The 25057-nt window shown below is 45.8% G+C and carries 16 protein-coding genes; 10 read left to right on the plus strand and 6 right to left on the minus strand.

The genetic code is table 11. From position 1 onward, the window contains the following. Nucleotides 1–26: 26 nt before the first annotated feature. Together ACYVNW_RS02530 and ACYVNW_RS02535 are read right to left on the minus strand one after the other, a co-directional pair. Nucleotides 27–1808, minus strand: coding sequence for a thiamine pyrophosphate-requiring protein (locus ACYVNW_RS02530; protein ID WP_460678269.1), 1782 nt, complete (start codon nucleotides 1806–1808; stop codon nucleotides 27–29). Between the two features lie 130 nt (nucleotides 1809–1938). Further along, on the minus strand, nucleotides 1939–2646 hold the full coding sequence (locus ACYVNW_RS02535) for a phosphatase PAP2-related protein (RefSeq protein ID WP_460678270.1): 708 nt from the start codon (nucleotides 2644–2646) through the stop codon (nucleotides 1939–1941). Nucleotides 2647–2745: 99 nt separating this feature from the next. Here ACYVNW_RS02535 and ACYVNW_RS02540 point away from each other — a divergent pair, with 99 nt between their 5' ends. Next, nucleotides 2746–3702: a Smr/MutS family protein gene (locus ACYVNW_RS02540; RefSeq protein ID WP_460678271.1), complete on the plus strand. Its 957-nt coding sequence runs from the start codon at nucleotides 2746–2748 to the stop codon at nucleotides 3700–3702. Nucleotides 3703–3722: 20 nt separating this feature from the next. On the opposite strand, the gene ACYVNW_RS02545 is transcribed toward ACYVNW_RS02540, so the two are convergent. Both ACYVNW_RS02545 and ACYVNW_RS02550 read right to left on the minus strand, forming a co-directional pair. After that, the gene (locus tag ACYVNW_RS02545) at nucleotides 3723–4013 is read right to left on the minus strand and encodes a hypothetical protein (RefSeq protein WP_460678272.1); all 291 of its coding nucleotides are present in this window, start codon (nucleotides 4011–4013) and stop codon (nucleotides 3723–3725) included. A 296-nt stretch (nucleotides 4014–4309) separates the two neighbouring features. Beyond that, entirely contained in the window at nucleotides 4310–6652 is a 2343-nt protein-coding gene (locus tag ACYVNW_RS02550; protein ID WP_460678273.1) for a S9 family peptidase, read from the minus strand. Between the two features lie 172 nt (nucleotides 6653–6824). Here ACYVNW_RS02550 and ACYVNW_RS02555 point away from each other — a divergent pair, with 172 nt between their 5' ends. From ACYVNW_RS02555 to ACYVNW_RS02575, 5 genes are all read left to right on the plus strand, one after another. Beyond that, complete coding sequence (locus ACYVNW_RS02555; protein ID WP_460678274.1) at nucleotides 6825–7712, plus strand: dienelactone hydrolase family protein; 888 nt, start codon at nucleotides 6825–6827, stop codon at nucleotides 7710–7712. 483 nt (nucleotides 7713–8195) lie between these two features. Next, the gene (locus tag ACYVNW_RS02560; RefSeq protein WP_460678275.1) at nucleotides 8196–8714 is read left to right on the plus strand and encodes a hypothetical protein; all 519 of its coding nucleotides are present in this window, start codon (nucleotides 8196–8198) and stop codon (nucleotides 8712–8714) included. Nucleotides 8715–9198: 484 nt separating this feature from the next. Further along, the gene (locus tag ACYVNW_RS02565; RefSeq protein ID WP_460678276.1) at nucleotides 9199–10716 is read left to right on the plus strand and encodes an ankyrin repeat domain-containing protein; all 1518 of its coding nucleotides are present in this window, start codon (nucleotides 9199–9201) and stop codon (nucleotides 10714–10716) included. 7 nt (nucleotides 10717–10723) lie between these two features. After that, a complete protein-coding gene (locus tag ACYVNW_RS02570) occupies nucleotides 10724–11215 on the plus strand; it encodes a DUF2271 domain-containing protein (RefSeq protein WP_460678277.1) in 492 nt (163 codons plus the stop codon). A 17-nt stretch (nucleotides 11216–11232) separates the two neighbouring features. Further along, entirely contained in the window at nucleotides 11233–13428 is a 2196-nt protein-coding gene (locus ACYVNW_RS02575) for a PepSY domain-containing protein (protein ID WP_460678278.1), read from the plus strand. Between the two features lie 7 nt (nucleotides 13429–13435). On the opposite strand, the gene ACYVNW_RS02580 is transcribed toward ACYVNW_RS02575, so the two are convergent. Together ACYVNW_RS02580 and ACYVNW_RS02585 are read right to left on the minus strand one after the other, a co-directional pair. After that, a complete protein-coding gene (locus ACYVNW_RS02580) occupies nucleotides 13436–14428 on the minus strand; it encodes an FAD:protein FMN transferase (protein WP_460678279.1) in 993 nt (330 codons plus the stop codon). 50 nt (nucleotides 14429–14478) lie between these two features. Then, nucleotides 14479–16668, minus strand: coding sequence for a glycoside hydrolase family 3 N-terminal domain-containing protein (locus ACYVNW_RS02585; RefSeq protein WP_460678280.1), 2190 nt, complete (start codon nucleotides 16666–16668; stop codon nucleotides 14479–14481). 116 nt (nucleotides 16669–16784) lie between these two features. On the opposite strand from ACYVNW_RS02585, the gene ACYVNW_RS02590 reads away from it, so the two are divergent. The 4 genes from ACYVNW_RS02590 (at nucleotide 16785) to ACYVNW_RS02605 (ending at nucleotide 25056) form a co-directional block, all read left to right on the plus strand. After that, nucleotides 16785–17990: an ROK family protein gene (locus tag ACYVNW_RS02590; protein ID WP_460678281.1), complete on the plus strand. Its 1206-nt coding sequence runs from the start codon at nucleotides 16785–16787 to the stop codon at nucleotides 17988–17990. Between the two features lie 129 nt (nucleotides 17991–18119). Continuing rightward, complete coding sequence (locus ACYVNW_RS02595) at nucleotides 18120–20771, plus strand: glycoside hydrolase family 2 protein (protein ID WP_460678282.1); 2652 nt, start codon at nucleotides 18120–18122, stop codon at nucleotides 20769–20771. Between the two features lie 37 nt (nucleotides 20772–20808). After that, complete coding sequence (gene nagB, locus ACYVNW_RS02600) at nucleotides 20809–22728, plus strand: glucosamine-6-phosphate deaminase (protein WP_460678283.1); 1920 nt, start codon at nucleotides 20809–20811, stop codon at nucleotides 22726–22728. 210 nt (nucleotides 22729–22938) lie between these two features. Then, nucleotides 22939–25056, plus strand: a complete 2118-nt coding sequence (locus ACYVNW_RS02605; RefSeq protein ID WP_460678284.1) for an alpha-L-fucosidase — start codon at nucleotides 22939–22941, stop codon at nucleotides 25054–25056. Nucleotide 25057: the final 1 nt, after the last annotated feature.

Below are 25057 nucleotides of genomic sequence, written 5' to 3' on the forward strand. Positions count from 1 at the left end.
ATTTCCCGCACATCCAATTCATATAATCAATGTAACACTTCTTGCAGCATATCTTTAAATGTTTGCCTGATGATGCCGAATTCCTTAGCGTCGCCTTGCAACATGGCTTTACTGAATTTTACCATTTGCTCTGCCGTAATATGCGGTGGCAGCGGTGGAACAGAAGGGTCAACCATGGCTTCAATCAATACCGGCCGGTCTGCGGTTAAGGCAGCATCCCAGGCAGGGCCAATTTCCTCTACCTTATCAATCTTAATACCTTTCAATCCCAACAGCTCGGCATATTGCGCATAATGGAAATCTATGAGGTTTTGTGAGCCGGTAAATTCAGGGTCGCCGTTCACTACGCGTTGCTCCCAGGTCACCATGTTCAAATCCTGGTTGTTGAGTACCAGTATAACCATGCGCGGGTTTTTCCAGCTTTTCCAGTATTTGGCAATGGTAATCATACCGTTGATGCCCAGCATTTGCATGGCGCCATCACCAATAATGCCAATCGGGATACGGTCAGGGTGGGCAAATTTGGCAGCGGTAATATAAGGCACCGCCGGGCACATGGTAGCCAGCGTGCCCGATAATGAGGCCATCATGCCTTCTCTGAATTTCAGATTTCGGGCAAACCAGCTGGCGGATGAGCCAGAATCAGCTGTCACAATGCAACGGTCGGGCAGGCGGGCGGATAATTCCTGTACCACTTTTTGCGGGTTCAAAGGTTTGGCGGTTACCTCGGCTTTGGCTTCTACCACTTTCCACCAGTCGGATACATCTTTTTCTATTTTCTCTCGCCATGAGCGGTCCTGCTTGCGTTCAATCAACGGTATCAAGGCCTGCAAAGTGGCCTGACTGTCGCCCACCAGATTTACCTCAGTAGGGTAGCGCAGGCTTACCATTTTAGGGTCAATGTCAATTTGCACGGCACGGGCCTGGCCTTCTTTGGGCAAAAACTCAGAGTAAGGGAAGCCAGTGCCAATCATGAGCAGGGTGTCACAGTCGCTCATCAATTCCCAACTGGCGTTGGTGCCCAGCAGGCCAACGGCGCCGGTAACATAGGGCAGGTCATCAGGCAAAATGGCACGGCCTAAAAGTGCTTTGGCTATGCCGGCGCCCAGCAGCTCGGCAATTTGCTTTAATTCTTCGGGCGCACCGGCAGCGCCGATACCAGCCAGTATGGCTACTTTTTTGCCTTCGTTCAATACAGCAGCGGCTTTGTGCAGTTCGCTTTGTGGTGGTACCGGTTTTTCAAGCGTATGGCCAATGCCGGTATGTACACTGCCATGTTTATGCGGCGGTTCTTCAACGGCTGCAAGTTCCTGTACATCGTTAGGTAAAATTACACAGGTAACGGTACGCTCGGCTTTGGCAATACGTATGGCGCGGTCAATTACGTGGCGTACCTGGTTGGGCTCGGTTACCATGTGTACAAAATGGTGCGCTACATCTTTGAACAAGCTTACCAAATCAACTTCCTGCTGGTACTCGCCGCCTAAAGACATACGCGCCTGCTGCCCTAAGATAGCCACCACCGGCTGATGATCAAGCTTGGCATCATATAAGCCGTTGAGCATATGAATAGCGCCTGGGCCCGAGGTAGAAATGCAAACCCCTACCTCGCCGGTAAATTTCGCATGTCCGCAAGCCATAAAAGCCGCGTTTTCCTCATGCGATACTTGAATAAAATCTATTTTATCTTCGGCCCGGCGCAAAGCACCCATTACACCATTAATGCCGTCTCCAGGGTAACCGAATACCCGGTTGATGCCCCAGGCATACATACGCTCTATCATGAAATCGCTTACTGTCTTACCCATCACTGTCTGCTTAAATTTGTAATTTAATTAACTGTGAGTTTATAGCATTGTTTCGGTTAAAGCATAACAAAAAAGCCGGAACTCATAAGTTCCGGCTTCGTGTATATTAATTCAGCTTGAATTGCTGAAATTATTTGAAAAACAGGTTTTGCGTTAATTTAAACAGCGCGTAAACAATAAGCGGTGCTGCTATTACATCAATAGTGTAATGTACGTGCTGTATAAGCAGCAAAACACCCACTATAACTGCACCAATAGCGGCCAGCCATTTATCACTTTTCTTTTCGAGACAGAGCACCATACACATAATAGTGCTTACATGCCCGGAATAGAACAAATCTTTCGTTACTACAGTATGGCCGTAAAATATTCCGGTTAGCGGATCTATCAATTCAACCAGCCGGGCAGGCGGCACCAGCGGAACCAGGGTGATGGTCAGCATGCGGCTAATCACCACAAAACTATAAAGCCAGATATATTTGGTATAGATAATAGGCTTGCCAATGGCCCTAAAAGTAGTTAAAGCGCCCAATCCCCATATAATTAAAAAAATATAAGTAGATACATTGATGGCCGGCAGAGCGTTCAGCACCCAGTCATTGATACGGATACCGCCGTTACGCTGCTCAATGGTTTGAAAAAAGTGCGGCAGTATGCTCAGCACAATAGCCAGCAGCACTGAACCCCAAATGGTGAGTAAGCGGTGCAGAGAGGAATTCCAAACGCTTTTCCAGTTCTGCTTTAAAGTAAGGGTATAAGTACGTTGCACTTGCATCTTAAAATTAGGGTGGGCAAATTTAAGTGTTTGAAATGAGATGTTAAATAATTCTGATGTCAATATTAGTACAATGTTAAGTAATGAGAAGTGGTTATTGGTGTAGAGGAGAAACCATCCTCCTTGTTCAATTGTGTACCTTTGTGCCAGAACACAAACACTATGAAATATAAATTAGGCGATTTTGTACGCTTTGTAGATGAAAATTATGAGGGTTATGTAACCCGCATAATAGATGAGCAGATGATAGGGGTAACCGGTAACGACGACTTTGAAATACCGGTACTGGCCAGCAAGGTTACTTTTGTGCATGGCCATCAGGCGCAGCAAAATGCTGCCGGAGCGGGTTCGTCTGTCATCACAGCTGCAAATACTGTAGCAAGCGCTTTTCAGGAAAAGGGTATTTACTTGGGCGTAGCGCCTGATAAAAAGGCCAGCTCTGTTGTACACTTTTACCTGATTAACGAAACTTCTTACCAGCTGCTTACTGCGCTGTACAGCCAAAAAGATAAACAGGTTAAAGGAGAGTATGCCGGTACCATTGCACCTAAAACCTTTACCAAAGTATACTCGGCCCAATTAGCCGATATACAATTGTGGCCCCAGTTTACTTTACAAGTTTTGTTGTATGCTGCCCAACTGGCAACCCAACCGCAGCCGTTAACATTTACAGAAAAATTTAGAGCCAAGGATTTTGCCGATACTAAAAAGACACTTCCCCTGCTCAACGAGGCCGGCTGGCTGATCCGCTTGGATGAACCGGAACTCACCATTGACCCGCAGCAATTAAAGGAAAGCTTTTTCAAACCTGCGGTTGAAAAAATTGAAGTAAAAAAGCCGCAAAGCGAGGTGGATTTACATATCGAAAAGTTGAATCCCGATTATGAGCAGTTGAATGGAAGCGAAATATTGAACCTGCAGCTTACTTATTTCAAAAAAGCTTTAGATGCAGCTATTGTGCACCAACTGCCCGAAATTACATTTATACACGGCGCAGGTAACGGCATATTGCGTAACGAGCTGCAGAAGCAATTGGGTAGAAATCAAAAAGTGAAAACGTTTATGGATGCACGCAAAGAGAAGTTTGGCTACGGTGCAACCAAGGTGATTTTAAAATAAAAAGCTAAGTTATATCGCACTTAAAGCAGTACGGAGGTATTGAGTACGGCCTTGTCTAACAAGCCAAGTACCTGCCGGTGGAAATGAATTTCTTTAACCAGTTGCTTTTTAAAGCGCTCTGAAATACGGTGCTCGCTTATCATCTGCCATTGCTTGTTCAGCTGAATGAGCGTGCCTTTAAACGGAACTGAAGAAATGTGGTAAGTACTGTTATCCTGCTCATCGGCTACTTCCTGAACAGAAAGCCGGTATTCATTACGCCCGTATTGGAACATTATGGAGTAATTGCGGGTGCGGGTGTAAGTTTTCATGGCGGATTAGTGTATGATGAGGACCAGTTTGTCTTTTTTAACGGATAGTTACAGATAAAAGATGCATTTTTTTAGATTTTTATATCTAAAATTCAAACTTACTACTAAGCTTAGTATTTATTTAGCGTATAATTACTTTAAATAAAAGTGGTTTGTACGGTATTTTACTCAGATATTCAGCAATGCGTTATATTGCTTAAAACGCAAGCTTCTAATAAGACAAATCCTGAAAAAGTGTCACAAAGAAAAGGCGGATAATGATTTATTATCCGCCTTTTAAATGTCTGCAATTTATTCTACCTGCCCGGAGTTGGATTACGCGGGTCGGCTTTTGGTTTTAGCTGGTATTCTTTGGGTGGTTCGGCGCCCAGTAAATTCTTTACGAAATAATCCCAGCGGCGGCGCATCATGTAATAGGAGTACTGCCCGTAACCGTGTGCACTATTAGGAAATATCACTAAATCATAATCTTTATTGGCTTTCTCCAGCGCTTCAACTACCAGCAAAGTGTTTTGCGGCGGAACGTTGTCGTCCATCAGGCCATGAGCCAACATCAGTTTACCTTTCAGGTTTTTAGCATAATTTTGGTTGGCCTGCTTATCGTAGTCCGACATGCTGATCAGACCATCATAGCGTTCGCCCCAGTCATCCTCATAATTGCGGTTCTCATGGTTGCCTGATTCCGAAATACCTACCTTAAAGAAGTCTGGGTAACGGAACATGGCTGCCGCGGTAGCAAAGCCACCGCCGGAATGGCCCCAGATGCCCACACGCGCGGTATCTAAATAACCAAAACGTTGTGCTAACTGGCGGATGCCGGTAATTTGATCAGGCAGGGTATTTTCAGACATATCGCCATAGCTCATATCATGAAAGCTTTTGGAGCGCAATGGATTGCTGGTGCCTTCCAATACCACTACTACAAAACCCAGTTCGGCCAGCGCTTGGTGATCGCCGCGCGAAGCAGCGAAAGACCAGCTACCCACGCTGCCGCCCTGCGGACCTGGATAGATGTAATCAATCACCGGGTATTTTTTATTCGGGTCGAGGTGGGTAGGGGTAAACATCAGACCATAAATATCGGTTTTACCATCGTGCGCCTTTACATTGAATGGTGTAACGGGTTTCCAACCAGTAGCGGCCAGGCGCGATACATCTGCTTTTTGCAGGGTGGTGAGCAATTTGCCATTTAAATTGCGCAATACGGTAACCGGCGGCACATCAGGCTTGGAGTAAGTATCAATAATGAAATCTTGGTTTGGCGACCAGCTTACCTGGTGGTTGCCGGCTTCGGGCGTTAGTACCTTAAAATGTTTACCATCAAAGCCTACACTGCACAACTGGCTGAAGTAAGGGTTCTCTTTTTCTAAACCATCGGCTATAAAATACAGCGTCCGGTTTTTTTCGTCAACTTTTACCAGTTGGGTAACTACGTAGTTGCCCTTGGTAATCTGATTTTTTACTTTGCCGGTAGCCGCATTATACAGGTATAAGTGCCCGTAATTATCGCGCTCCGAAAACCAAATGATTTCGTTGCTCTTAGCCAGATAGCGCCAGTTGATAGCACCCCAGCCCGATTCAAATTGGGTGGGCACAGTTTCCTGAAACACTTCGCGCACCTTACCGGTGGCCGCATCTGCAATGCGGAACTTTTCTTGTTTATGGTCGCGCGAGGTAGATACGAAGGCCAGTTGGGAGGCATCAGCATTCCAGTCCACATCATCAAAAGTACCGCTGCTCGAAATATCATCGCTCAGTGTGGCCCGGTGAGGGTCGGCAGGTACTTGCAGGGCAATTACCTTTGGGTTGTCTACCTCAATAATTACCCGGTGTATCATGGCAATGGTGCTGTCGCCGGGCAGCGCATACTTCCAGGCGTGTAGTTGGTTATGCCCAACGTTGGTGCTCACCAGGTACATTTCGCCCACATTGCGCTGATCTTGCTTGAAGGTGGCAATTTTGCGTGAGTCAGGTGACCAGCGCAGCACTGCTGCATCACTGTGCGACCAGCCCGCATTATCAGTAGCGTAACCAAAATCTTTAATACCATCAGTAGTCAGCTGGGTTTGCTTGCCGCTGGCTACATCGCGCACCCACAGGTTGTAATCTTTTATAAAAGCTGCCTTTTTGCCATCGGGCGACAGCACTTCGTTACCGCCCCGTGCACGGCGGCCGGCCATGCCTGTGCGGCCGGTTTGTACAGCCGAGTCATCAGCTGTTAACTGGTTGCTTTGTAAATCATATTTATACTGCTTGCCTTCTACCCGAAAAACAATGCCTTTGTCATCTGTAGTATAACTAATGGTTTGAAAAGGCAGCATGCCGGCCTGGTAAGTTGTACCCGTAGCCGATGATAGTGCTGCTGCCAGCTTTTGATGGTCGAAAGCCGGCTGTCGGGTGCCCTTGGCGGTGTTGACGAAAATGAATTCGCCGCCCTGCGGAGTCAAATCGCGGTACCAGAAGTTACCGTTGGCTAACCAGTTGGGACGTACGCCGGCATGGTCAACAAAGGGTTCGGTGCCGTAGCTGAGAAAGCGTTCGGCGCGGGCGTAGTCGGTTGCGGTGAGAGCGGGTTGTTGCTGCGCCTGCACGGCCATAGCCCAAGCCACAGGAATAGCCGTAAGTAAAAATTTATTCATGCTGATGAAGTAATATGATAGTCAATGCAGATTGAAACTGATGGGCAAGTTAATTAACTTTCTACATAAAAAGCAAAGATGGTATGTAACAGGGCTGTTAGCTTAAGGGCAGTACAATATCAGCTTTAATATACCGGTTGATAATCATTACATTTGAGCAAACCCCTCTATCATGAACCCGATTAATAAGGAAGATGTAAAGCAGGAAGTATTCGACCTGTATGATGATTACGCCCACAACCGGCTCGACCGGCGTGACTTTGTTCAGAAGTTATCTCTGTATGCTGTAGGCGGTTTAACCGTGCCGGCATTGATGAGCTTTTTAATGCCTGATTATAAAAGCAATGTGGAGATTAAGGCTGATGACCCGCGCTTGAAATCGGAGTATATTACCTATGCCTCGCCCAAAGGCGGCGGCAACATCAAAGGCCTGCTCTCTGAACCGGCTGACGCCAAACAGAAACTGGGCGGTATTATTGTTGTACACGAGAACCGCGGCCTAAACCCCTACATTGAAGATGTAGCCCGCCGTGCTGCACTGGCTGGCTTCATTACCCTGGCACCCGATGCGCTTAGCCCGCTGGGTGGCTACCCGGGCAATGACGACGAAGGCCGCGCTATGCAAGCCAAGCGCGACAAAGGCGAGATGGAGGAAGATTTTATAGACGCCTATAATTACCTGAAGCACGATAAGGACTGCAATGGCAAAGTAGGCGTAGTGGGCTTTTGCTACGGTGGCGGCATCGCCAATATGATGGCTGTGCGCGTACCCGACCTGGCCGCAGCTGTGCCTTTCTATGGCAGTCAGCCTGCCTTAACCGACGTGCCCAAAATAAACGCGCCGCTTATGCTGCACTATGCCTCATTAGATACCCGCATTACCGCCGGCTGGCCGCCTTATGAGGCTGCTTTGAAAGAGAACGGCAAAAAGTACCAAGCCTTTATTTACGAAGGCGCCAACCACGGCTTCCATAACAATACTACGCCGAGGTATGACAAGGCGGCTGCCGATTTGGCCTGGAGCCGGACGATAGAGTTCTTTAAGGAGCACCTGAAGTAGTATAATGACAACCACATTTCACGGGTGTTCACGTTCACGTGTCGTGAACGCTCGTGAACGCTTTTTATGACGTTTAAGTGGGTGAAAATTAACTGAATAAAAATGAATATTACCGTAAATAACTGATAATAAGCTAAATGTGCGCAATTGTAAAATTGTACTCATAGTTAATAAGTAAGAGCGTGAACGCTCGTGAACAGGCGTGAACACCTGTGAACGTTCATGAACACTTGGGTTGCCAAACCGTGAACACTGGTAATTATTCAACTTGTCATTTCGACCGTAGGGAGAAATCTTCTTCGAGCGATAGGTATACTGCAGACTGGCTTGATGAAGAAGATTTCTCCCTACAGTCGAAATGACACAGGAAATTGTAATGTTTGATAAACTGAAAGCTTACCACATTTGGGATTTAAGCTATGTCTCGCTAAACTTACACCAGTATGTGGGCAATCCACTACACTTATTTATCCACTAAATATTATGAAAAGAAGTATAGTTTTTTCATGTTTACTATTATTGTTGGGGTTCATTGTTAATGCTCAGTCGTTTACGAAAATATCAAAGAAGATTAGCGCTTATCAATTGAGGGAAGGAGTTAGGAGACCTGGGAAAGATAGATTTAATGATGTTCGATTAAAGTTATATGAATTAGGAAAGTTGTCTTTTATAAATACAGCAAAGGAAGTTTTCTTTTTAGAAAGTTATGAACTGGAAAACGAAACGTTTTATGGTTTGGTTTGGGATAAAAATAATAAGGTAAACTACAGCTACCATCAGGGAATATTTTCTTATACAGACAGCTTAAGATATACAAAGTATATGATTAAGCTTGTCAAAAATTGGGAAATCAACAGCATTAGAAAGGAAAAACAGGATAATGCTACTATGATACCTAGTTCCTCTGTTTATGCGACACGTGTTTCAAAGAACGGGGATGGCTATATTGATATTAATAGTGTGTCTTTCAAAGAATTCTTCAATTTGAATAGGGACCGTTAACTGATTGTCGTTATAGTTTTAGCTCGTTTGCTGGCACGAGTTTGCAATTCGTGTCTCAATAAGCGGCTATTATATTAAATCATAAATCACAAATTAAAATTCGCGCCATCAAGAGGTAATTTGTTAACTTATATTCTTCTTGTACTGGTTTAAGTCTTCCGCAGGAGGACTTAAACTTAGTCCATACTACCCAGTAATCCGTGCGTTATCACAGTACTGTCTTTGTACCACTGTCTTAAGAGTCCACGCTTAAGTAATATGTAGCAAAGCAATATAGAGTGCTCAAGCGCGGACTCTTAAGCAGAAGCTAATAAGCTCGCAGCTTGTGAGTGCCATCATTCATCCTTATTATCAAAACATAAATGTTCTTTTAACATCCGTAACTTTATTTATACAATCGCACATATTTTTATTTAGACTTATTCTTATTAATTTAGCGGCGTTGTTCATAAGTTCTCACTTAAAGGCTTCCATTCCGTTACAGATGAAAAGAATATTTATAGCACTTTCCACCTTTATCACCTTTGCTGCACACGGGCAAACCAATACATTATTAGATCAATCCTTTTGGCAAAATAAACCTGATGTATCTCAAGTAAAAGCGGAAGTGGATAAAGGCAGTAATCCATCACAGCTCAATTCCAATAGCTTTGATCCAGTAGTGTTGGCTATCAACACACAGGCGCCTACCGCCACTATCAAATATTTGTTAGATCAACCCGGCAACAGCCCCGATAAATTAACGCACGATGGGCGTACTTACCTGCACTGGGCAGCCATGCGTGGCAATACGGAGGTGATGGAATACCTGTTCAGCAAAGGGGCAAAAGCCAGCGTAGTAGACAGTCATGGTGCTACACCGCTCACGTTTGCCGCCGGTGGCGGCCAGCAAAACACACAGGTGTACGATGTGCTGTCAGCGCATGGCGTTAACCTCAAAAAGGAAGTAAACCAAGATGGTGCAAATGCATTATTGCTGGCCATCAGCAATGATAAAGATTTAACACTTACCCAATATTTTACTGGCAAGGGCCTGGATTTGAAAAGCACCGATGCAGCAGGTAACAACGCCTTCAGCTATGCAGCCAGAAGCGGCAATATGGATTTAATGAAAGCCGTACTGCAAAAAGGTGTACCGGTAAACCCAACGGCTATCTTGATGGCGGCGCAATCCGGCGGTCGCAGAGGGCCGGGCGGTGCGGCTTCGGGCGCTAATCTGGCGGTGTATCAGTACCTGGAAGGTTTGGGCATTAAGCCAACCGTAACCAGCAAAAGCGGCGAAAATGTATTGCACTACCTGGTGCGCAAACAAAATCAGGGCGAAATTATTCAGCACTTCATTGCTGCCGGTGTAGATGTAAACAATACGGATGACGAAGGCAACACGCCATTTATGTACGCCGCAGCAGCCAACCGCGATACAGCGGTACTGGCCATGCTACTGCCCAAAGTGAAAAACATTAACCTTCCTAACCAAAAAGGTGTTACTGCTTTGGCCATGGCGGTACAAAGTAATTCGCCCGAAATGGTAGGTTACCTCATCAACAAAGGTGCATCTGTAAACCTTGCCGATCATAGCGGCAATAACTTGGGCTATTATTTGGTACAATCTTACCGTAGCGGACGTGGCCCGGGTGCAGAAGGCGCTAAAACGGATGATTTCAGCGCTAAGCTGCAAATGTTACAAGCCAAAGGCTTTGATGTAAAAGCTGCCCAGCCCAATGGTAATACTTTGTATCATGATGCGGTGGTGAAAAATAACCTGGTGCTGCTTCAGCGTTTGCAGCCGCTGGGGATAGATGTAAACGCTAAAAACAAAGAGGGTTTAACTGCCCTGCACAAAGCCGCCATGATTTCTAAAAACGATGAACTGATGAAGTACCTGATCTCCATCGGTGCCAGCAAAGAACTCACTACCAATTTTAAAGAAACTGCTTTTGACCTGGCCAGCGAAAATGAGTCGTTAACTAAAAGCAATGTGTCTGTTAATTTCCTTAAATAACACATGTATGTCTAAAATATATAAAATTGCATTCCTGTTACTCGCTTTTGCTTTTACAATTAAATCTGCATCGTTTGCTCAGGGCGCTACCAGCAAATACCGATGCATGATACAGATGACCAACTACATGGGCGAAGGCGCATACATCGTCATCTCGCTGGTGAACCCCAAAGGCGATTATGATAAAACGCTGTACGTGTTGGGCTCTGATAAAAAATGGTATAAATCATTAAAAGAGTGGCATAAATTTTACGCTAAAAAGCCATCCAATATCAGCGCCATCACCGGGGCCTCAGTTACCGGGGGCGACCGCAGCGTGAACGTGATCGAAATTAAAACTTCAAAAATCAACGCCGGTTATAAGCTGCGGTTTGAAAGCGCCGTTGAGGATAAAAACTACTATATAAAAGATATAGAAATTCCGCTCACCACCGAAACGCTGGCCGCTAAAAATGAGGGCACCGGTTTTATTCGTTATGTGCGCTTTAGCGCTAATTAAGGTTTGCCGAACATATCATGACTATTTCCGTCTGGAGGTACAGCCACTTAGCTTTGGCTGTATCTTCTTTTCTACTCCTCACGCTTGCCTCGGTTACCGGCATCATCCTGGCTTTTGAACCACTTACCCAAAAAGTTCAGGCTTATCGTACCGATGGTTTTAATGAGATTACCCTGTCCGAAGCACTGCCCGTAATCAAGAAGCAATACCCCGGCGTAAGTGAACTTACGGTAGATGCCAACCAGTTTGTTCAGCTTAAAGGTAGTGATGCACAGGGCAAAAACATGCTGGCCTATATAGACCCGCGTACAGGTAAAATTTTAGGTCATCCCGGCCCTAAAAATGAGTTCTTTCAATGGGTTACTTCACTGCATCGTTCGCTGTTTTTGCATGAGACAGGGCGTTTCTTCATTGGGCTTACCGCATTTTTATTATTGCTGATTGCCATATCCGGTACTTTGCTCATCCTGCAGCGTCAGCGCAGCCTGAAACGTTTCTTCGGCAAAATAGCACGCGATGGCTTTGCGCAATATTATCATGTGGTATTAGGGCGCTTATCGCTCATTCCCATCATTATTATTGCTTTGACAGGAACTTACCTGTCGCTTAATAAGTTCGGCATTATTGCCGACCCAAAAATTACTTCGAAGGTTGACTTTGATGCCATACGCGAAAAGCCCGAAAGAAAGCTGACCGACATTGCCATTTTTAAAAATACCAAACTGGCACAGGTACAAAGCATCGAGTTTCCGTTTTCGGAGGATGTAGAGGATTATTATACCCTGAAACTTACTGACCGTGAGCTGACCGTAAACCAGGTAACCGGAGATATTTTAAGCGAAGTTAAATACCCCACAACTTTACTACTCACTAATTTAAGTCTGAACCTGCATACTGGCCGTACCAATGCCATCTGGGCAGTGATATTGGCTATAGCTTCAGCAAATATCCTGTTCTTTATCTACTCGGGTTTTGTAATTACCTGGAAACGTATCTCCAATCGTACTAAAAATAAATACACGGCTAACGAAGCCCGTTTTGTGATGTTGGTAGGCTCCGAAAACGGCAGCACCTTTGGCTTTGCACAGGCTATACACCGGCAATTATTAAAACAGGGCGAAAAATCATTCATTTCACAATTGAACGATTATACTTTATATCCCAAAGCTGATCACCTGATTATCTGCACCTCTACCTACGGCTTGGGCGATGCCCCGGCCAACGCGCGTAAGTTTCCGTCACTGTTGGCAAAGTATGTTCAGCAACAAAAAATTACGTATTCAACCATAGGTTTCGGTTCACATGCTTACCCCGATTTTTGCAAGTTCGCTTTTGAGGTGAATGCCCTGATGGCCCAGCAACCCTGGGCAGTGGCTTTAACCGATATTCATACCGTGAATGATAAATCGCGCGAAGAATTTCGTTTATGGGCCGAGGCCTGGTCGAGCAGGAGTGGGGTGGTGATTGATGCACTGGCCGAAATGCAGTCGGCCAAACCCATGCGACTGGAAACCCTAACCGTTGCCCACACCACGGCCGCCAACAGTGTAGAAGGCACCTTCGGCCTGAGTTTGCAATCACAAAAGAAGTTAAAAGTAACCTCAGGGGATTTATTAGCAGTCTATCCGCAGAACGATTATCGCGAGCGGCTGTATTCTATTGGCTTGATAGAAAACCAAATCAGACTAAGCGTGAGGCTGCATCCTAACGGCTTGGGCTCTGGTTTTTTGCATGGTTTGAAACCGGGCGATACTTTAAAGGCCAGAATAGTAAACAATAATCATTTTCATTTTCCGCAAAAGGCTACTCAAGTCATTATGGTTTCCAACGGTACCGGTATTGCGCCGTATTTGGGTATGATTAGTCAGAACGAAAGTACTGTGCCTTGTCATTTATATTGTGGATTTCGCACCAGCGCATCTTTTTCAAATTATCAAGAATTTTTGGATCAGCACCAAGCGGTACAAAAGCTTGCCGGCTACCAGGTTGCCTTATCGCGCGAGGGTAACCGCCAATACATTAGCACATTAATTGCAAGGGATGCAAATTTTGTAGCTCAGGTGCTGAAGGATGGTGGTGTAATGATGTTATGTGGCTCGCTGTCTATGCAAAAGGATGTGCTTACTTTGCTGGAAACCATTTGCATGCACAAAACCGGCAAAGAATTAAGCTATTATCAGTCGCACGGACAAATTCTGATGGATTGTTATTAAGTGGGGTTTACCTCAACCTGCGCTGCTTCAGGTGCAAATCTGTAGAGGAGTAGATGTATCCTTTATCGGTGATCAGTATATAACTATACTCCGGAAATTGTTTGATGAATTGAAGGGCAGCTTCTTTGCCCAGCACCATCATGGAGGTACTGAAAGAATTGGCCCTTTCGGCACTGGGGCCTATTACCGTCACACTGCACAAACCTGTAGCGGGATAACCAGTGGCCGGGTTAATGATATGTGAATAGCGTTTGCCGTTAAATACCACAAATTTCTCATAACTGCCCGACGTAACTACGGCGCTTTTGTGCAGTGGCAAAACAGTAAACAGACTGTCGCGGTGTAAAGGGTTGGTGATGCCTACCTGCCAGGGGCTGCCGTTGGGCTGCCGTCCCCAGGTGCTCATATCACCCGAACCGTTCACGATGCCGGCTTTAATGCCGCGGGCCAGCATCATTTGGCGGCAACGATCGGCGGCATAGCCCTCACCTAAGGCGCCAAAGCCTATTTTCATGCCTTTCAGCTTTAAAAATATAGTAGAGTTACTTTTATCAAGAATAATATTCCGATAACCCACTTTTTCTACAGATTTTTTAATTGCCTTCGGGGTAGGCATTTGCATCATGCTGCCATCAAACTTCCATATCCGGTCCATGGCAGCGAAGCTGATATCAAACGCACCGTGAGTAATTGTAGAAAGGCGCAAGGCACGCTCGGCAAGGGCAAATACTTCAGCATCCACCTTCACCGGCCTGATGCCGGCATTGCGGTTCACTTCTGAAATCTGGGTATTAGGCCGCCAATCTGAAATCAGATTTTCAATGCGGGTAATCTCTTTAATTACAGTGTCGATGTTCTGCTCGGCAGTAAGCGAGTCGCGGGCAACCAGCGTAATATCAAATCGGCCGCCCATCAACAGCGTGGTACGTTTGCGCAGTACCTGCGCAGAAGTGCAAAGCGATAAGCAGATAAAAAAAGAGAGTACTTTTATAGATTTCATTAAAAATAATTAAAAACTGTCGCATCTGTTCAATGAGTAAGTTGTCTCTATTATTTGATCGTAAAAGAAGCTGTCAACTTCTCATCGGCCGAGTGGCTACCTAATTGCAACTGGTAAGTACCCTGATACAATTTCCAGCGGTGTGTTTTCAAATCCCATTTACGTAGTTCTGCAACCGGAATATACAACGCTGTTTCCTCAGAAGTTCCCTTATGTATACTGAGGCGTTTAAAAGCTTTCAATTCTTTAAGCGGCATCCGCTCTGCCGCTGGGTATTTTATATAGGCCTGAACTACTTCGTCACCATCAGTTTCACCGGTATTATGAACGGCAATGGTAACTCTTATGGTATCTTTTAACCGGTAAATGGTGCTTGGCTGATGTTTCCAGGCATAATTAAAGGTAGTGTAGCTTAAACCGTAACCAAATGGATATTGTACCGCGCCGTTAAAATAACGGTAGGTACGGCCCTGCATGCGGTAATCGTCATAGGCAGGCAAATCACTTATCGAGCGGTAAAATGTAACCGGCAAGTGTCCTGAGGGTGAAATTTTGCCGAACAAAATATCGGCCAGTGCATTGCCGGCCTGCTGACCTGGATACCAGGCCATGATGATAGCATCAACGTAAGGTTCAATCGTACTTAAATTAATTGCACTGCCACCGGTTATAACTGCAACTACAGGTTTTTTAGGGTTTGCTTTGCGCAGCGCCTTCACAAAGGCGATGTTACCGGCCGGCAATTCCAGGTTGGCCTTATCGCCGCCGGTAGTTGAGAGGAAAGCATCACCGGCTTCACCTTCCAGCACCGGTGAAAGGCCTATGACAGCAATTGTTACATCACTATTGCCGGCGGCCCAGATACCGCCAAAATGCGTAGTATCCGTATAGTTTGAACCTAAATCGTACTCCACACGGGTAGCCTTGCTTACTGCTGCTGTAATGCCCGAAACAAAATCAACCACCTTACTGCTTACGCCATGATAACTTCCCATCATGGCATCCAATGAGGCTGCATTAGTGCCCAGCATTGTAATGCTGCTGTATTTACCGGCAGGGAAAGGCAGGAGATGATTGTCGTTCTTAAGCAGAACCATACTTTGTTGTGCCGCCCTTCGGGCCAGCACTTCATGTGCAGCATTGCTAATGCTATCCGCCCCGTAACTAAAATACGGGCTATGCTGTGGGTTGTCATAAAAGCCAAGTTTAAACTGGGTACGCAGGGTTGGAGTAAGCGCCTGGTCTACCTCCATTTCGGTGAGCAACCCTTGTTTAATGGCATTAATCACATCTGTTTGTAGTATAGAAGAGCAATCCAGATTTATGCCGGCTTTAATAGCCGCTGCTGCCACGGCAGTGCGGTTGGGCAGTACTTTGTGCCGCAAATAAATATCATCCAGTGCACCGCAATCGGTGACTACATAACCCTTGAAACCCCACTCCTTCAATAAAATATTTTTCAGGTAAGCGTTACTTGTAGAGTTAGGCTCGCCGTTTACCCGGTTGTAGGCGGTCATTACTGAAGCTACGTTGTTTTTTACGAGCGCATTAAAGGCTTGCAAGTAGGTGTCGCGTAAATCCTTTTCATCGGTAATGGCATTGAATTCATCACGCGTTGCTTCGGGACCGCTATGGGCTACAAAGTGTTTGGCCGTAGCGGCCACTTTCAGGTGCAAAGGGTCGGTACCCTGCATGCCATTAACATAGGCCACGCCCATCCGCGAAGTAAGAAAGGGATCTTCGCCGTAAGTTTCCTGCCCACGGCCCCAGCGGGGATCTCTGAATATATTGATATTGGGCGACCAGTAAGTTAGGCCCATGTATTGCATGTGGAGGCCCGAAAGCCTTGCTAAATTATACTTGGCCCTTGCTTCTGTAGAAATTACAGTGCCTATTTGCTTTACCAAATCATCATTAAATGTGGCGGCCATACCAATGGCTTGCGGAAACACGGTGGCCTCGCCTGCACGGGCCACACCATGTAGGCCTTCATTCCACCAGTTATAGGCCGGAATGCCCAGCCTTTCAACCGCTTTGCTTCTATATCCCAACAATGATACTTTTTCTTCAAGCGTAAGTGCCTTGAGCATAGCTTGTACACGTGCATCAATACTTAATTGTTCATCATAAAACAAGGACCGCGGTTGGGCATCAGCATACATAAAGTTGATGATGAATAATACAAAGCTGAGTGTCAGCTTAATAAAAGCAGAACGGTTAAAGGAAAAAGACAAAATCATATAATACTACAGGTGCATACTGCGAAATAAACTTTAGTAGAAAATTAGTTAAAAACTATAGACTTTATAAAAAATTAAAAAAGATTTATAAATTTGAAAAAACCACTTGATAGACCGTGCCCGTAAAGCAATTTGTTTCCCTTACTGATCCGGCAACTGCTAAAGCTATACAATATTTATATTACCGTAAAACGCTTACCAGTTCAGAAATCAGTAATCAAATTAATAAAAGTATTCCTCATACAATTAAATTACTTGCTGATTTAATTGCCTCGGGCGTGGTGATAGAAAAAGGCTACGCCATTTCGAGCGGAGGAAGGAAACCGCTGCAGTACTCACTTGCTGCTAATTTATTCTATACAGTTTCGGTAGCTATAGACCGGTTCAATATTGAACTGGCCCTGCTCGATAATTATAACGAGTTTACAAAGCAGGTGGTGAGCTACGATATCGATTTAAATAGTTTCAGTGTTGATAATCTGATTGGTATTATTAATCAGTTTATAAATGATAGTGGCATACCCAGATCAGAAATTTTAGGTATAGGTATTACCATGCCCGGCTTTGTTGATGTAAAAAAAGGTATCAATTATTCTTTTCTGCCGGTTGAAGGTACATCACTGGTAAAGCATATGCAGAGGGGAATTGACCTGCCGCTGTTTATAGAAAACGATTCGACCGCCATTGCACTGGCCGAGCAAAAGTTTGGTGTGGCTACCAGTCAGGATGATGCCATGATTGTGAACCTGAGCTGGGGAATTGGCTTGGGTATGATTGTAAACGGTGAAATTTTCAGAGGGCATACCGGCCTGGCAGGGGAGTTCAGCCACCTACCGCTGATAAAGAACGGAAAGCTATGTGCCTGTGGCAAACATGGTTGCTTAGAAACTGAAGCCTCGCTGCAAGCCATTATTATTAAGGCTTATGATGAGTTAAGGCAGGGGCAAAACAGCAGTTTAGCCAATTACAAAAAGATAGATACGCATTCACTTATCAACGAAGCTACCAAAGGCGACATGCTGGCCGTAAGGCTGATTTCTGAAGCTGCGTACCATGTGGGCCAATGTTTGGCGATTTTAATCCATATCATGAACCCCGGGCTGATTGCACTGAGCGGAAAGGGCAGTAGGATGGGGCGGTTGTGGCTGGCACCTATTCAGCAGGCTATCAACGAGCATTGCATACCCCGGTTATCTGCCGAAACTCAGCTCGTGGTCTCCGATCTTGCCGACCACGCGCAGTTGATAGGAGGGGCAGTATTGGTGATTGAACATATAGGAAAGAGTTTGCGCGAAAAAATTGAAGAGTTAGAACAGGTATAAACAGCAATTAGCAACTACAGGACCCGGATGAATTGTTTATTATTTTCTTTATTTGAACACATAAATAATAAGAAAAGCAGTATGCAGAGCCATAGCCGTCAATTTACAATTACCTCCTCAGTTACTCCTGTGAAAATATTTGGCTTTGTTTACCTGGTACTGTTCGGCCTGCTGCTTAGTTTTGATACGTATGCCCAGCAACAAACTGAACTTAACACAGGCTGGAAATGTGCACCCATAAGTGACATTAAGGAAACCGGAGAAATTATCTCTTCCCCGGGTTATAAAGCAGAGCGCTGGCAACCTGCTGTGGTTCCGGGTACGGTACTTACTACTTTATTAGCCAACCATAAAGTGCCCGACCCGTTTTACGGGATGAACAACAAGTACATTAAAGATATTTATTACACCGGGCGTAATTATTATACTTACTGGTTTATTAAAGAATTTAACACCCCCCTTACTGCTGCCAACCAGCAAGTGTACCTCAACTTCAGGGGAGTTAACTACAGCTTTAATCTGTATGTAAACGGGCAGCAGGTAAATAAAGAACTGCAGAAAGGTATGTTTATGCGCCGACAGTATAATGTAACCGCGCTGCTAAATAAAAACGGGCGCAACCGCTTGGCTGTAATTGTATATCCGCCCGATGAACCCGGCAACCCTAACGGAGGGCAGGGCGGCGACGGGCGAATTGCCAAAAATGTAGGTTTGCAATATACCGCCGGCTGGGATTGGATACAGCCCATACGTGACCGCAACACCGGTATATGGGATAAAGTAACTTTAGAAACTACCGGTCCGGTTGACATACAAAACCCCCATGTTATTACTTTGATTCCGGGCGTGCGTAAGGTAAATGGTGTACAGCAACCGGCTATTTTAAAAACTTCTGCCGAATTGCGTAATGCATTAAACCAGCCAGTTACGGGCACCTTGCAATTTAAAATAAACGGTATCAGCGTTTCAAAAAAAGTTACCCTGAATGCTAACTCTGTTACGCAGGTTGCCTTGGCCAATTTAACCTTAAATAACCCCAGGTTGTGGTGGCCAAACGGTTATGGCGCAGCTTATTTGTATGCTTCAAATTTTCAGTTCCTGGTTAACAACAAAATATCAGATCAGGAAACGGTACAGGTGGGCATAAGAGAAATTCAAACCACCTGGAACAATCAAACCCATAGCCGGCAAATTGCTGTAAACGGCCAAAAAATATTTATTAAAGGCGGTAACTGGATTATCTCTGATGCAATGCTCCGCTTTTCGGATGCCCGTTATGATGCCGAAGTGCGTTTTCATAAGGATATGAACCTTAACCTCATTAGGGTTTGGGGTGGCGCCTTAATTGAACGCCCTGAGTTCTACAATGCCTGTGATAAGTACGGGATGCTGGTTTTTCAGGATTTTTGGATTTCTGGTGATGCCAATGGCAAATGGCTCGACCCAATGAAAAAGGACGACCAGTGGACACGTCGTAATTATCCCGATAACCATCAGCTCTTCCTGCAGTCGGCAGCAGATCAGATTAAACTGGTGCGTAATCATCCTTCACTGGCCATATGGTGTGGTGGCAATGAAATTACCCCTCCCGAAGATATTTTAATTCCGCTGCGCGATTCCATTATGCCCAAACTGGACGGTACCCGCTGGTTTGTAGATTATTCTAACTCCGATGAGATGTCGCTCAACAAACTGGGCGGCAACGGCGACGGTCCTTATGGTATTCAGCCGTTATCTACCTTTTGGCAGCATCAAACTTACCCATTCAACTCCGAAATTGGCTCAATAGGGGTGGGCGATTATGAGTCGCTGAAGCGGTTTATGCCTAAGGAAAACCTAGTCGCTCCCGAATATGATGAGCGCAGCGGTAAAGAGAAAACCGATTCGGTTTGGGATTATCATAAATACATCGGCTATGGTGCTGCTATGGAGCCGTATGGCAAACCCAGGGACGCCCGCGATTTCGGCAACAAGGCACAGTTAATTAATTATGATCAGTACCGGGCCCTGATGGAAGGCTTTAGTTCACACATGTGGGATTGGTACACCGGTGTGATTATATGGAAAACACAAAACCCATGGACTGCCCTGCGCGGCCAGATGTATGATTATTACCTGGACCCCAATGCTTGTTTATATGGCCTGCACAATGGCAGCGCTCCGTTGCATGCCATGTATAACCCTTATACCGGTATGGTAGCCGTTGTAAACAATACCTTTGAAACCCACCGCGATTTAATGCTGGTAGTTAAAGCCTATACAGCCACAGGTAAAGACAGCTTACTTACACAGGTATTTATTGAGGCACAGCCATCATCATCAAAAGATTTTTTGCCCATAAAGCCATCAGTGGATGCCTTGGCTAAAGAAGAGGGTACTTTTTTGGTATTGCAGCTCATGGATCAAAACAAAAAGCTGCTGGACGAAAACCTTTACTGGTTACCCGACGCAAAAGGCAATTATTCGGGTTTGAGAAAAATGCCCGTGTCAAAACTTACGGTAAGCGCCCGCAAGCTTGCCGCAGGCCAGGTAGAGGTAACGCTGAGCAATCCGGCGGGAGCGTCTGTAGCTTTCTTTAACCGCCTTTCGGTAGTAAATGAGCAGACCAGGCAGCGGCTGTTACCAGTGTTTTACAATGATAATTATATATCGGTATTACCGGGTGAGCGCAAAATAATAACCATCAGCTACGGTGCTGAAGTTGAGAATAGTAAAAAAGTATTGAGCATCAGCGGCTGGAATATGCCCGAAGCTTTTGTACCTATTGCCGGCAGTAATTAATAATGTATAACTATTTAACCAAAAACTCTATATAAGCATGGCCAGATTAAATTTATTGGAGGAGACCCGGTACGAAAAATTGCCGGTAACGGTATATCCCAACCAGCAGGAAGCATCGCTGCAAGTAGCGCGCCGCATTGCCGGTTTAATTACTTCGCGCCAGGCGCGCGGCGAAAAAACGGTACTGGGTTTAGCTACCGGCGTTACCCCCATTGCAGTGTACAATGAGCTGGTACGCCTGCACCGCGAAGAAGGTTTGAGTTTTAAGGATGTGATTACCTTTAACCTGGATGAGTACTACCCTATGCAGCCCAACGCTGCACAGAGCTATGTAACTTTTATGAACGAAAACCTGTTCAATCATATTGATATTGACCGGGCCAACATTCATATACCCGACGGTACATTGCCACTGGATGAAATTGCCGGCTTTTGCCTGCGCTATGAGCAGCAAATTGAAGAACTGGGTGGGTTAGACCTGCAAATTCTGGGTATCGGCCGTACCGGTCACATTGGTTTCAATGAGCCTGGATCGGCTCCCAACTCGGGTACCCGCCTGGTAACCCTGGATGACCTGACCCGAAGTGATGCCGCCCGAGATTTTGGCGGGAAGCAGAACGTGCCTACCAAGGCCATTACCATGGGTATTGGTACCATATTTAAGGCCCGAGAAATTGTGCTGATGGCCTGGAGCGCCAAAAAAGCGCCCATCATTCAAAAAGCAGTAGAAGGCGAAATATCGGGTGATGTGCCAGCCACATTCCTGCAGCTATCCGATAATGTTGAGTTTGTACTCGACCAGGAAGCCGCTTCAGACCTTACCCGGTTTGACACCCCTTGGCTGGTAAAAGATTGCGTTTGGGATAATGCGCTAAAAAAGAAGGCTGTATTATGGCTGGCCTTCACCGTAAAAAAGCCAATATTGAAGCTTACTGAAGATGATTATAACAACCACGGCATGGCACAGCTGGCTACGGCGCAAGGCCCGGTATATAACATCAATATTGACATTTTTAACCAGGTACAGCATACCATTACCGGGTGGCCGGGTGGTAAGCCTAATGCCGATGACTCACAGCGCCCCGAGCGCGCCAACCCGGCAGTAAAACGCTCTATCGTATTTTCTCCGCACCCCGATGATGACGTGATTTCTATGGGTGGTACTTTTATCCGCCTGGTTGACCAGGGGCATGATGTGCATGTGGCATACCAAACCTCGGGTAATACCGCCGTTTGGGATGATGATGTGCTGCGCTTCGTGGAGTTTAGTATGGATTTTGACAAGAGCTTGGGCAAAGACGTTACCGAACTGCAAAAAGTATATGAAAATATGCGTGCCTTTATGGCTAAAAAGCAGCCCAATGAAATTGATACCCAGGAGATACGTAACGTAAAAGGTTTCATCCGCAAAACGGAGGCTATCGCCGGTGCCCGCTTTGCAGGCTTGCAGGATGACCATATCCATTTTATGGCACTGCCTTTTTACGAAACCGGCAAAACACAAAAGAATGCAGTGAGCGAAGCCGATATTCAGCTTACTATTGAGCTGTTGCAGAAAGTAAAACCGCACCAAGTATTTTGCGCCGGCGATTTTGCCGACCCGCACGGTACCCACCTGGTGTGCTTTAATATTGTATTAGAGGCCCTGAAAAGGTTAAAAGCTACTGAAGATTGGGTAAAAGACTGCTGGATGTGGCTGTATCGCGGTGCCTGGCACGAGTTTGAACCTTATGAGATTGAAATGGCCGTACCGCTTTCGCCGCAGGAGGTACTGCGCAAGCGCGATGCTATATTCAAGCACCAGTCGCAAAAAGACCGGCCGGTATTTGCCGGGGGCGATGCCCGCGAATTCTGGGTGCGTGCCGAAGACCGCAACCGCCAAACCGCAGTTTACTACGATGAACTCGGCATGGCTGAGTACGCCGCAATGGAAGCCTTTGTCAGGTACCATTTCTAAAAAACAACAGGGCCGGCCATCAATAATTTGTGCCGGCCTTTCTTTTTTGCGTTTAATAAAACAGGCTCTTGGCCAGTGCTATATTTTCTATGAAAAAAACGGTAAATGCCATACTCAATTGTATCAAGTCTTTTTGCTGTTACTGAATTTATGCCGGTAATCTCTCTGCCTGAAATTTATTTAGCCAGATGCAGCTGTTAAATTATTGATATGCGGTACACAATAGTAGTTACAACAGTAGTATTGTTGCTCAATACCTTAGTCGGTTTTGCACAAACCGCCCCTAAGCCTTTTGGTGCAGTGCCCTCAGCTGCCCAGTTAAACTGGCACGAAATGGAGATGTATTGCCTGGTTCACTTCGGAGTGGATACTTATACCAACAAGGAGTGGGGGTATGGTGACGAAGACCCCAGGCTGATAAATCCAACAAAATTTAATGCGGCCCAAATTGTAGGGGCTGCTAAAGCCGGTGGTTTTAAAGGCGTGGTTATTGTGGCCAAACACCATGATGGCTTGTGCCTGTGGCCTACTAAAACCACCATGCACAACATTAGTAAAAGCAACTGGCGTGGTGGCAAGGGCGATATGATAAAAGAATACCGACAGGCCTGCCGGCAGCTGGGAATGCAGCTGGGCTTATATTGTTCTCCATGGGACCGCAACAGCCCTCTGTACGGAAAACCTGAATATGTGAGCATCTACCGTAAGCAATTGCAGGAGTTATACAGTAACTATGGTAAGCTCTTTATTTCCTGGCATGATGGCGCTAATGGTGGCGACGGCTATTATGGTGGAACCCGTGAGGTGCGTAAGATAGACCGCACCACTTATTACGGCTGGGATACTACCTGGGCCTTGGTGCGCAGGCTTCAGCCATCGGCCGTCATATTTGGCGATGTGGGGCCCGATGTGCGTTGGGTAGGTAATGAAGAAGGCCACGCCGGTGAAACCAGTTGGGCTACTTATGATCCTGTTGCGCCCGAAGCAGGCCACCTACCAGCCAATGGCTACACCCAATATGAGCTAGGCGTAGAAGGTACACGCAACGGTAAGCACTGGATGCCCGCCGAATGCGACGTCTCGTTGCGGCCCGGCTGGTTTTATCATGCCAGTCAGAACGGAAAGGTTAAATCGCCTTCACAATTGCTCGATTTATATTATAAAAGTGTAGGTCGTGGCGCTAACCTGGATCTGGGTTTATCACCTAACCCGCAGGGTTTGCTCGATGATGAAGATGTAAACACATTGCGTGAGTTCGGCCGGTTGCTGCGCGAAACGTTTGCCGTTAACCTGACTAAAGGCGCTAAAATTTCGACCAGTAATGTGCGCGGAAATAACGCCGTAAAATTTGGCCCCCAGGCATTGCTTGATGATAATCGTTACAGCTATTGGGCAACTGATAATCAAATAACCACTCCAAAACTTACCCTGCAGTTATCATCCACAAAAACCTTTAATATCATCCGCCTGCGCGAAAATATAAAGCTCGGTCAACGCATTGAGGCTTTCGCAGTGGATGCATGGCAAAATGGCGCCTGGCAGCAAATAGCCGAAGCAACCAGTATTGGTGCCAACCGGTTAATCAGGTTGCCAAAACCGGTAACAACCAGGCGAGTGCGCCTGCGCATTCTTAAATCCCCGGTATGTATTGCTTTAAGCGACTTTGGCTTGTATCGTGAGCCTGTTATCTTAACTGCACCCAAAATAAGCCGCGATCAACAAGGTTTGTTGAACATAATTACTGATTTAAAAGAAGCAATTATTCATTACACTACCGATGGCAGTATACCGACGGCCCAATCACCTGTTTATCATCAGCCAGTATCATTTCAGGGTGGTGGTATGGTTAAAGCTTTAGTAAATTTAAATGGTAAGCAAAGCAGCGTTGTTACTTTACATTTTGGCTTGAGCAAAAGCGCCTGGAAGGTGGTGGGCGATACATCCGCCAATGCCCAAAAGGCTATCGATGAAGATGCGGGCACCATTTGGGAATCAAAATCTTTTGATACAACAGCCGGGGCGTTGCCTGCTGATTTAATTGTTGACATGGGGCAATCACAATCCATCAGTGCGTTCGTCTACCTGCCACGGCAAGACGGTCAATCCGCAGGCGTCGTTGATCAGTATGCGTTCTCTGTCAGTACCGATGGTGTCAATTGGAAACAAGTGGCGCAAGGTGAGTTTTCCAATATCAAAGCCAACCCTGTTGAACAGGTAGTTCAATTACAACAACAAGTTATAGCACGTTACTTTGTTTTAAGGGCTTGGCATGTGCTTTCAGGTAAAGATGCTACAGCGGCCGAAGTTGGGGTTATATCAAACCGATAGC

The sequence above is a fragment of the Mucilaginibacter koreensis genome, from assembly GCF_054783355.1.

Bases quoted from the DNA above. Each gene is read 5' to 3' on its own strand.
- ACYVNW_RS02530 (WP_460678269.1), bottom strand. From the start codon at position 1,808: ATGGGTAAGACAGTAAGCGATTTCATGATAGAGCGTATGTATGCCTGG.
- ACYVNW_RS02540 (WP_460678271.1), top strand. From the start codon at position 2,746: ATGAAATATAAATTAGGCGATTTTGTACGCTTTGTAGATGAAAATTAT.
- ACYVNW_RS02545 (WP_460678272.1), bottom strand. From the start codon at position 4,013: ATGAAAACTTACACCCGCACCCGCAATTACTCCATAATGTTCCAATAC.
- ACYVNW_RS02550 (WP_460678273.1), bottom strand. From the start codon at position 6,652: ATGAATAAATTTTTACTTACGGCTATTCCTGTGGCTTGGGCTATGGCC.
- ACYVNW_RS02555 (WP_460678274.1), top strand. From the start codon at position 6,825: ATGAACCCGATTAATAAGGAAGATGTAAAGCAGGAAGTATTCGACCTG.
- ACYVNW_RS02560 (WP_460678275.1), top strand. From the start codon at position 8,196: ATGAAAAGAAGTATAGTTTTTTCATGTTTACTATTATTGTTGGGGTTC.
- ACYVNW_RS02565 (WP_460678276.1), top strand. From the start codon at position 9,199: ATGAAAAGAATATTTATAGCACTTTCCACCTTTATCACCTTTGCTGCA.
- ACYVNW_RS02570 (WP_460678277.1), top strand. From the start codon at position 10,724: ATGTCTAAAATATATAAAATTGCATTCCTGTTACTCGCTTTTGCTTTT.
- ACYVNW_RS02575 (WP_460678278.1), top strand. From the start codon at position 11,233: ATGACTATTTCCGTCTGGAGGTACAGCCACTTAGCTTTGGCTGTATCT.
- ACYVNW_RS02580 (WP_460678279.1), bottom strand. From the start codon at position 14,428: ATGAAATCTATAAAAGTACTCTCTTTTTTTATCTGCTTATCGCTTTGC.
- ACYVNW_RS02585 (WP_460678280.1), bottom strand. From the start codon at position 16,668: ATGATTTTGTCTTTTTCCTTTAACCGTTCTGCTTTTATTAAGCTGACA.
- nagB (WP_460678283.1), top strand. From the start codon at position 20,809: ATGGCCAGATTAAATTTATTGGAGGAGACCCGGTACGAAAAATTGCCG.
- ACYVNW_RS02605 (WP_460678284.1), top strand. From the start codon at position 22,939: ATGCGGTACACAATAGTAGTTACAACAGTAGTATTGTTGCTCAATACC.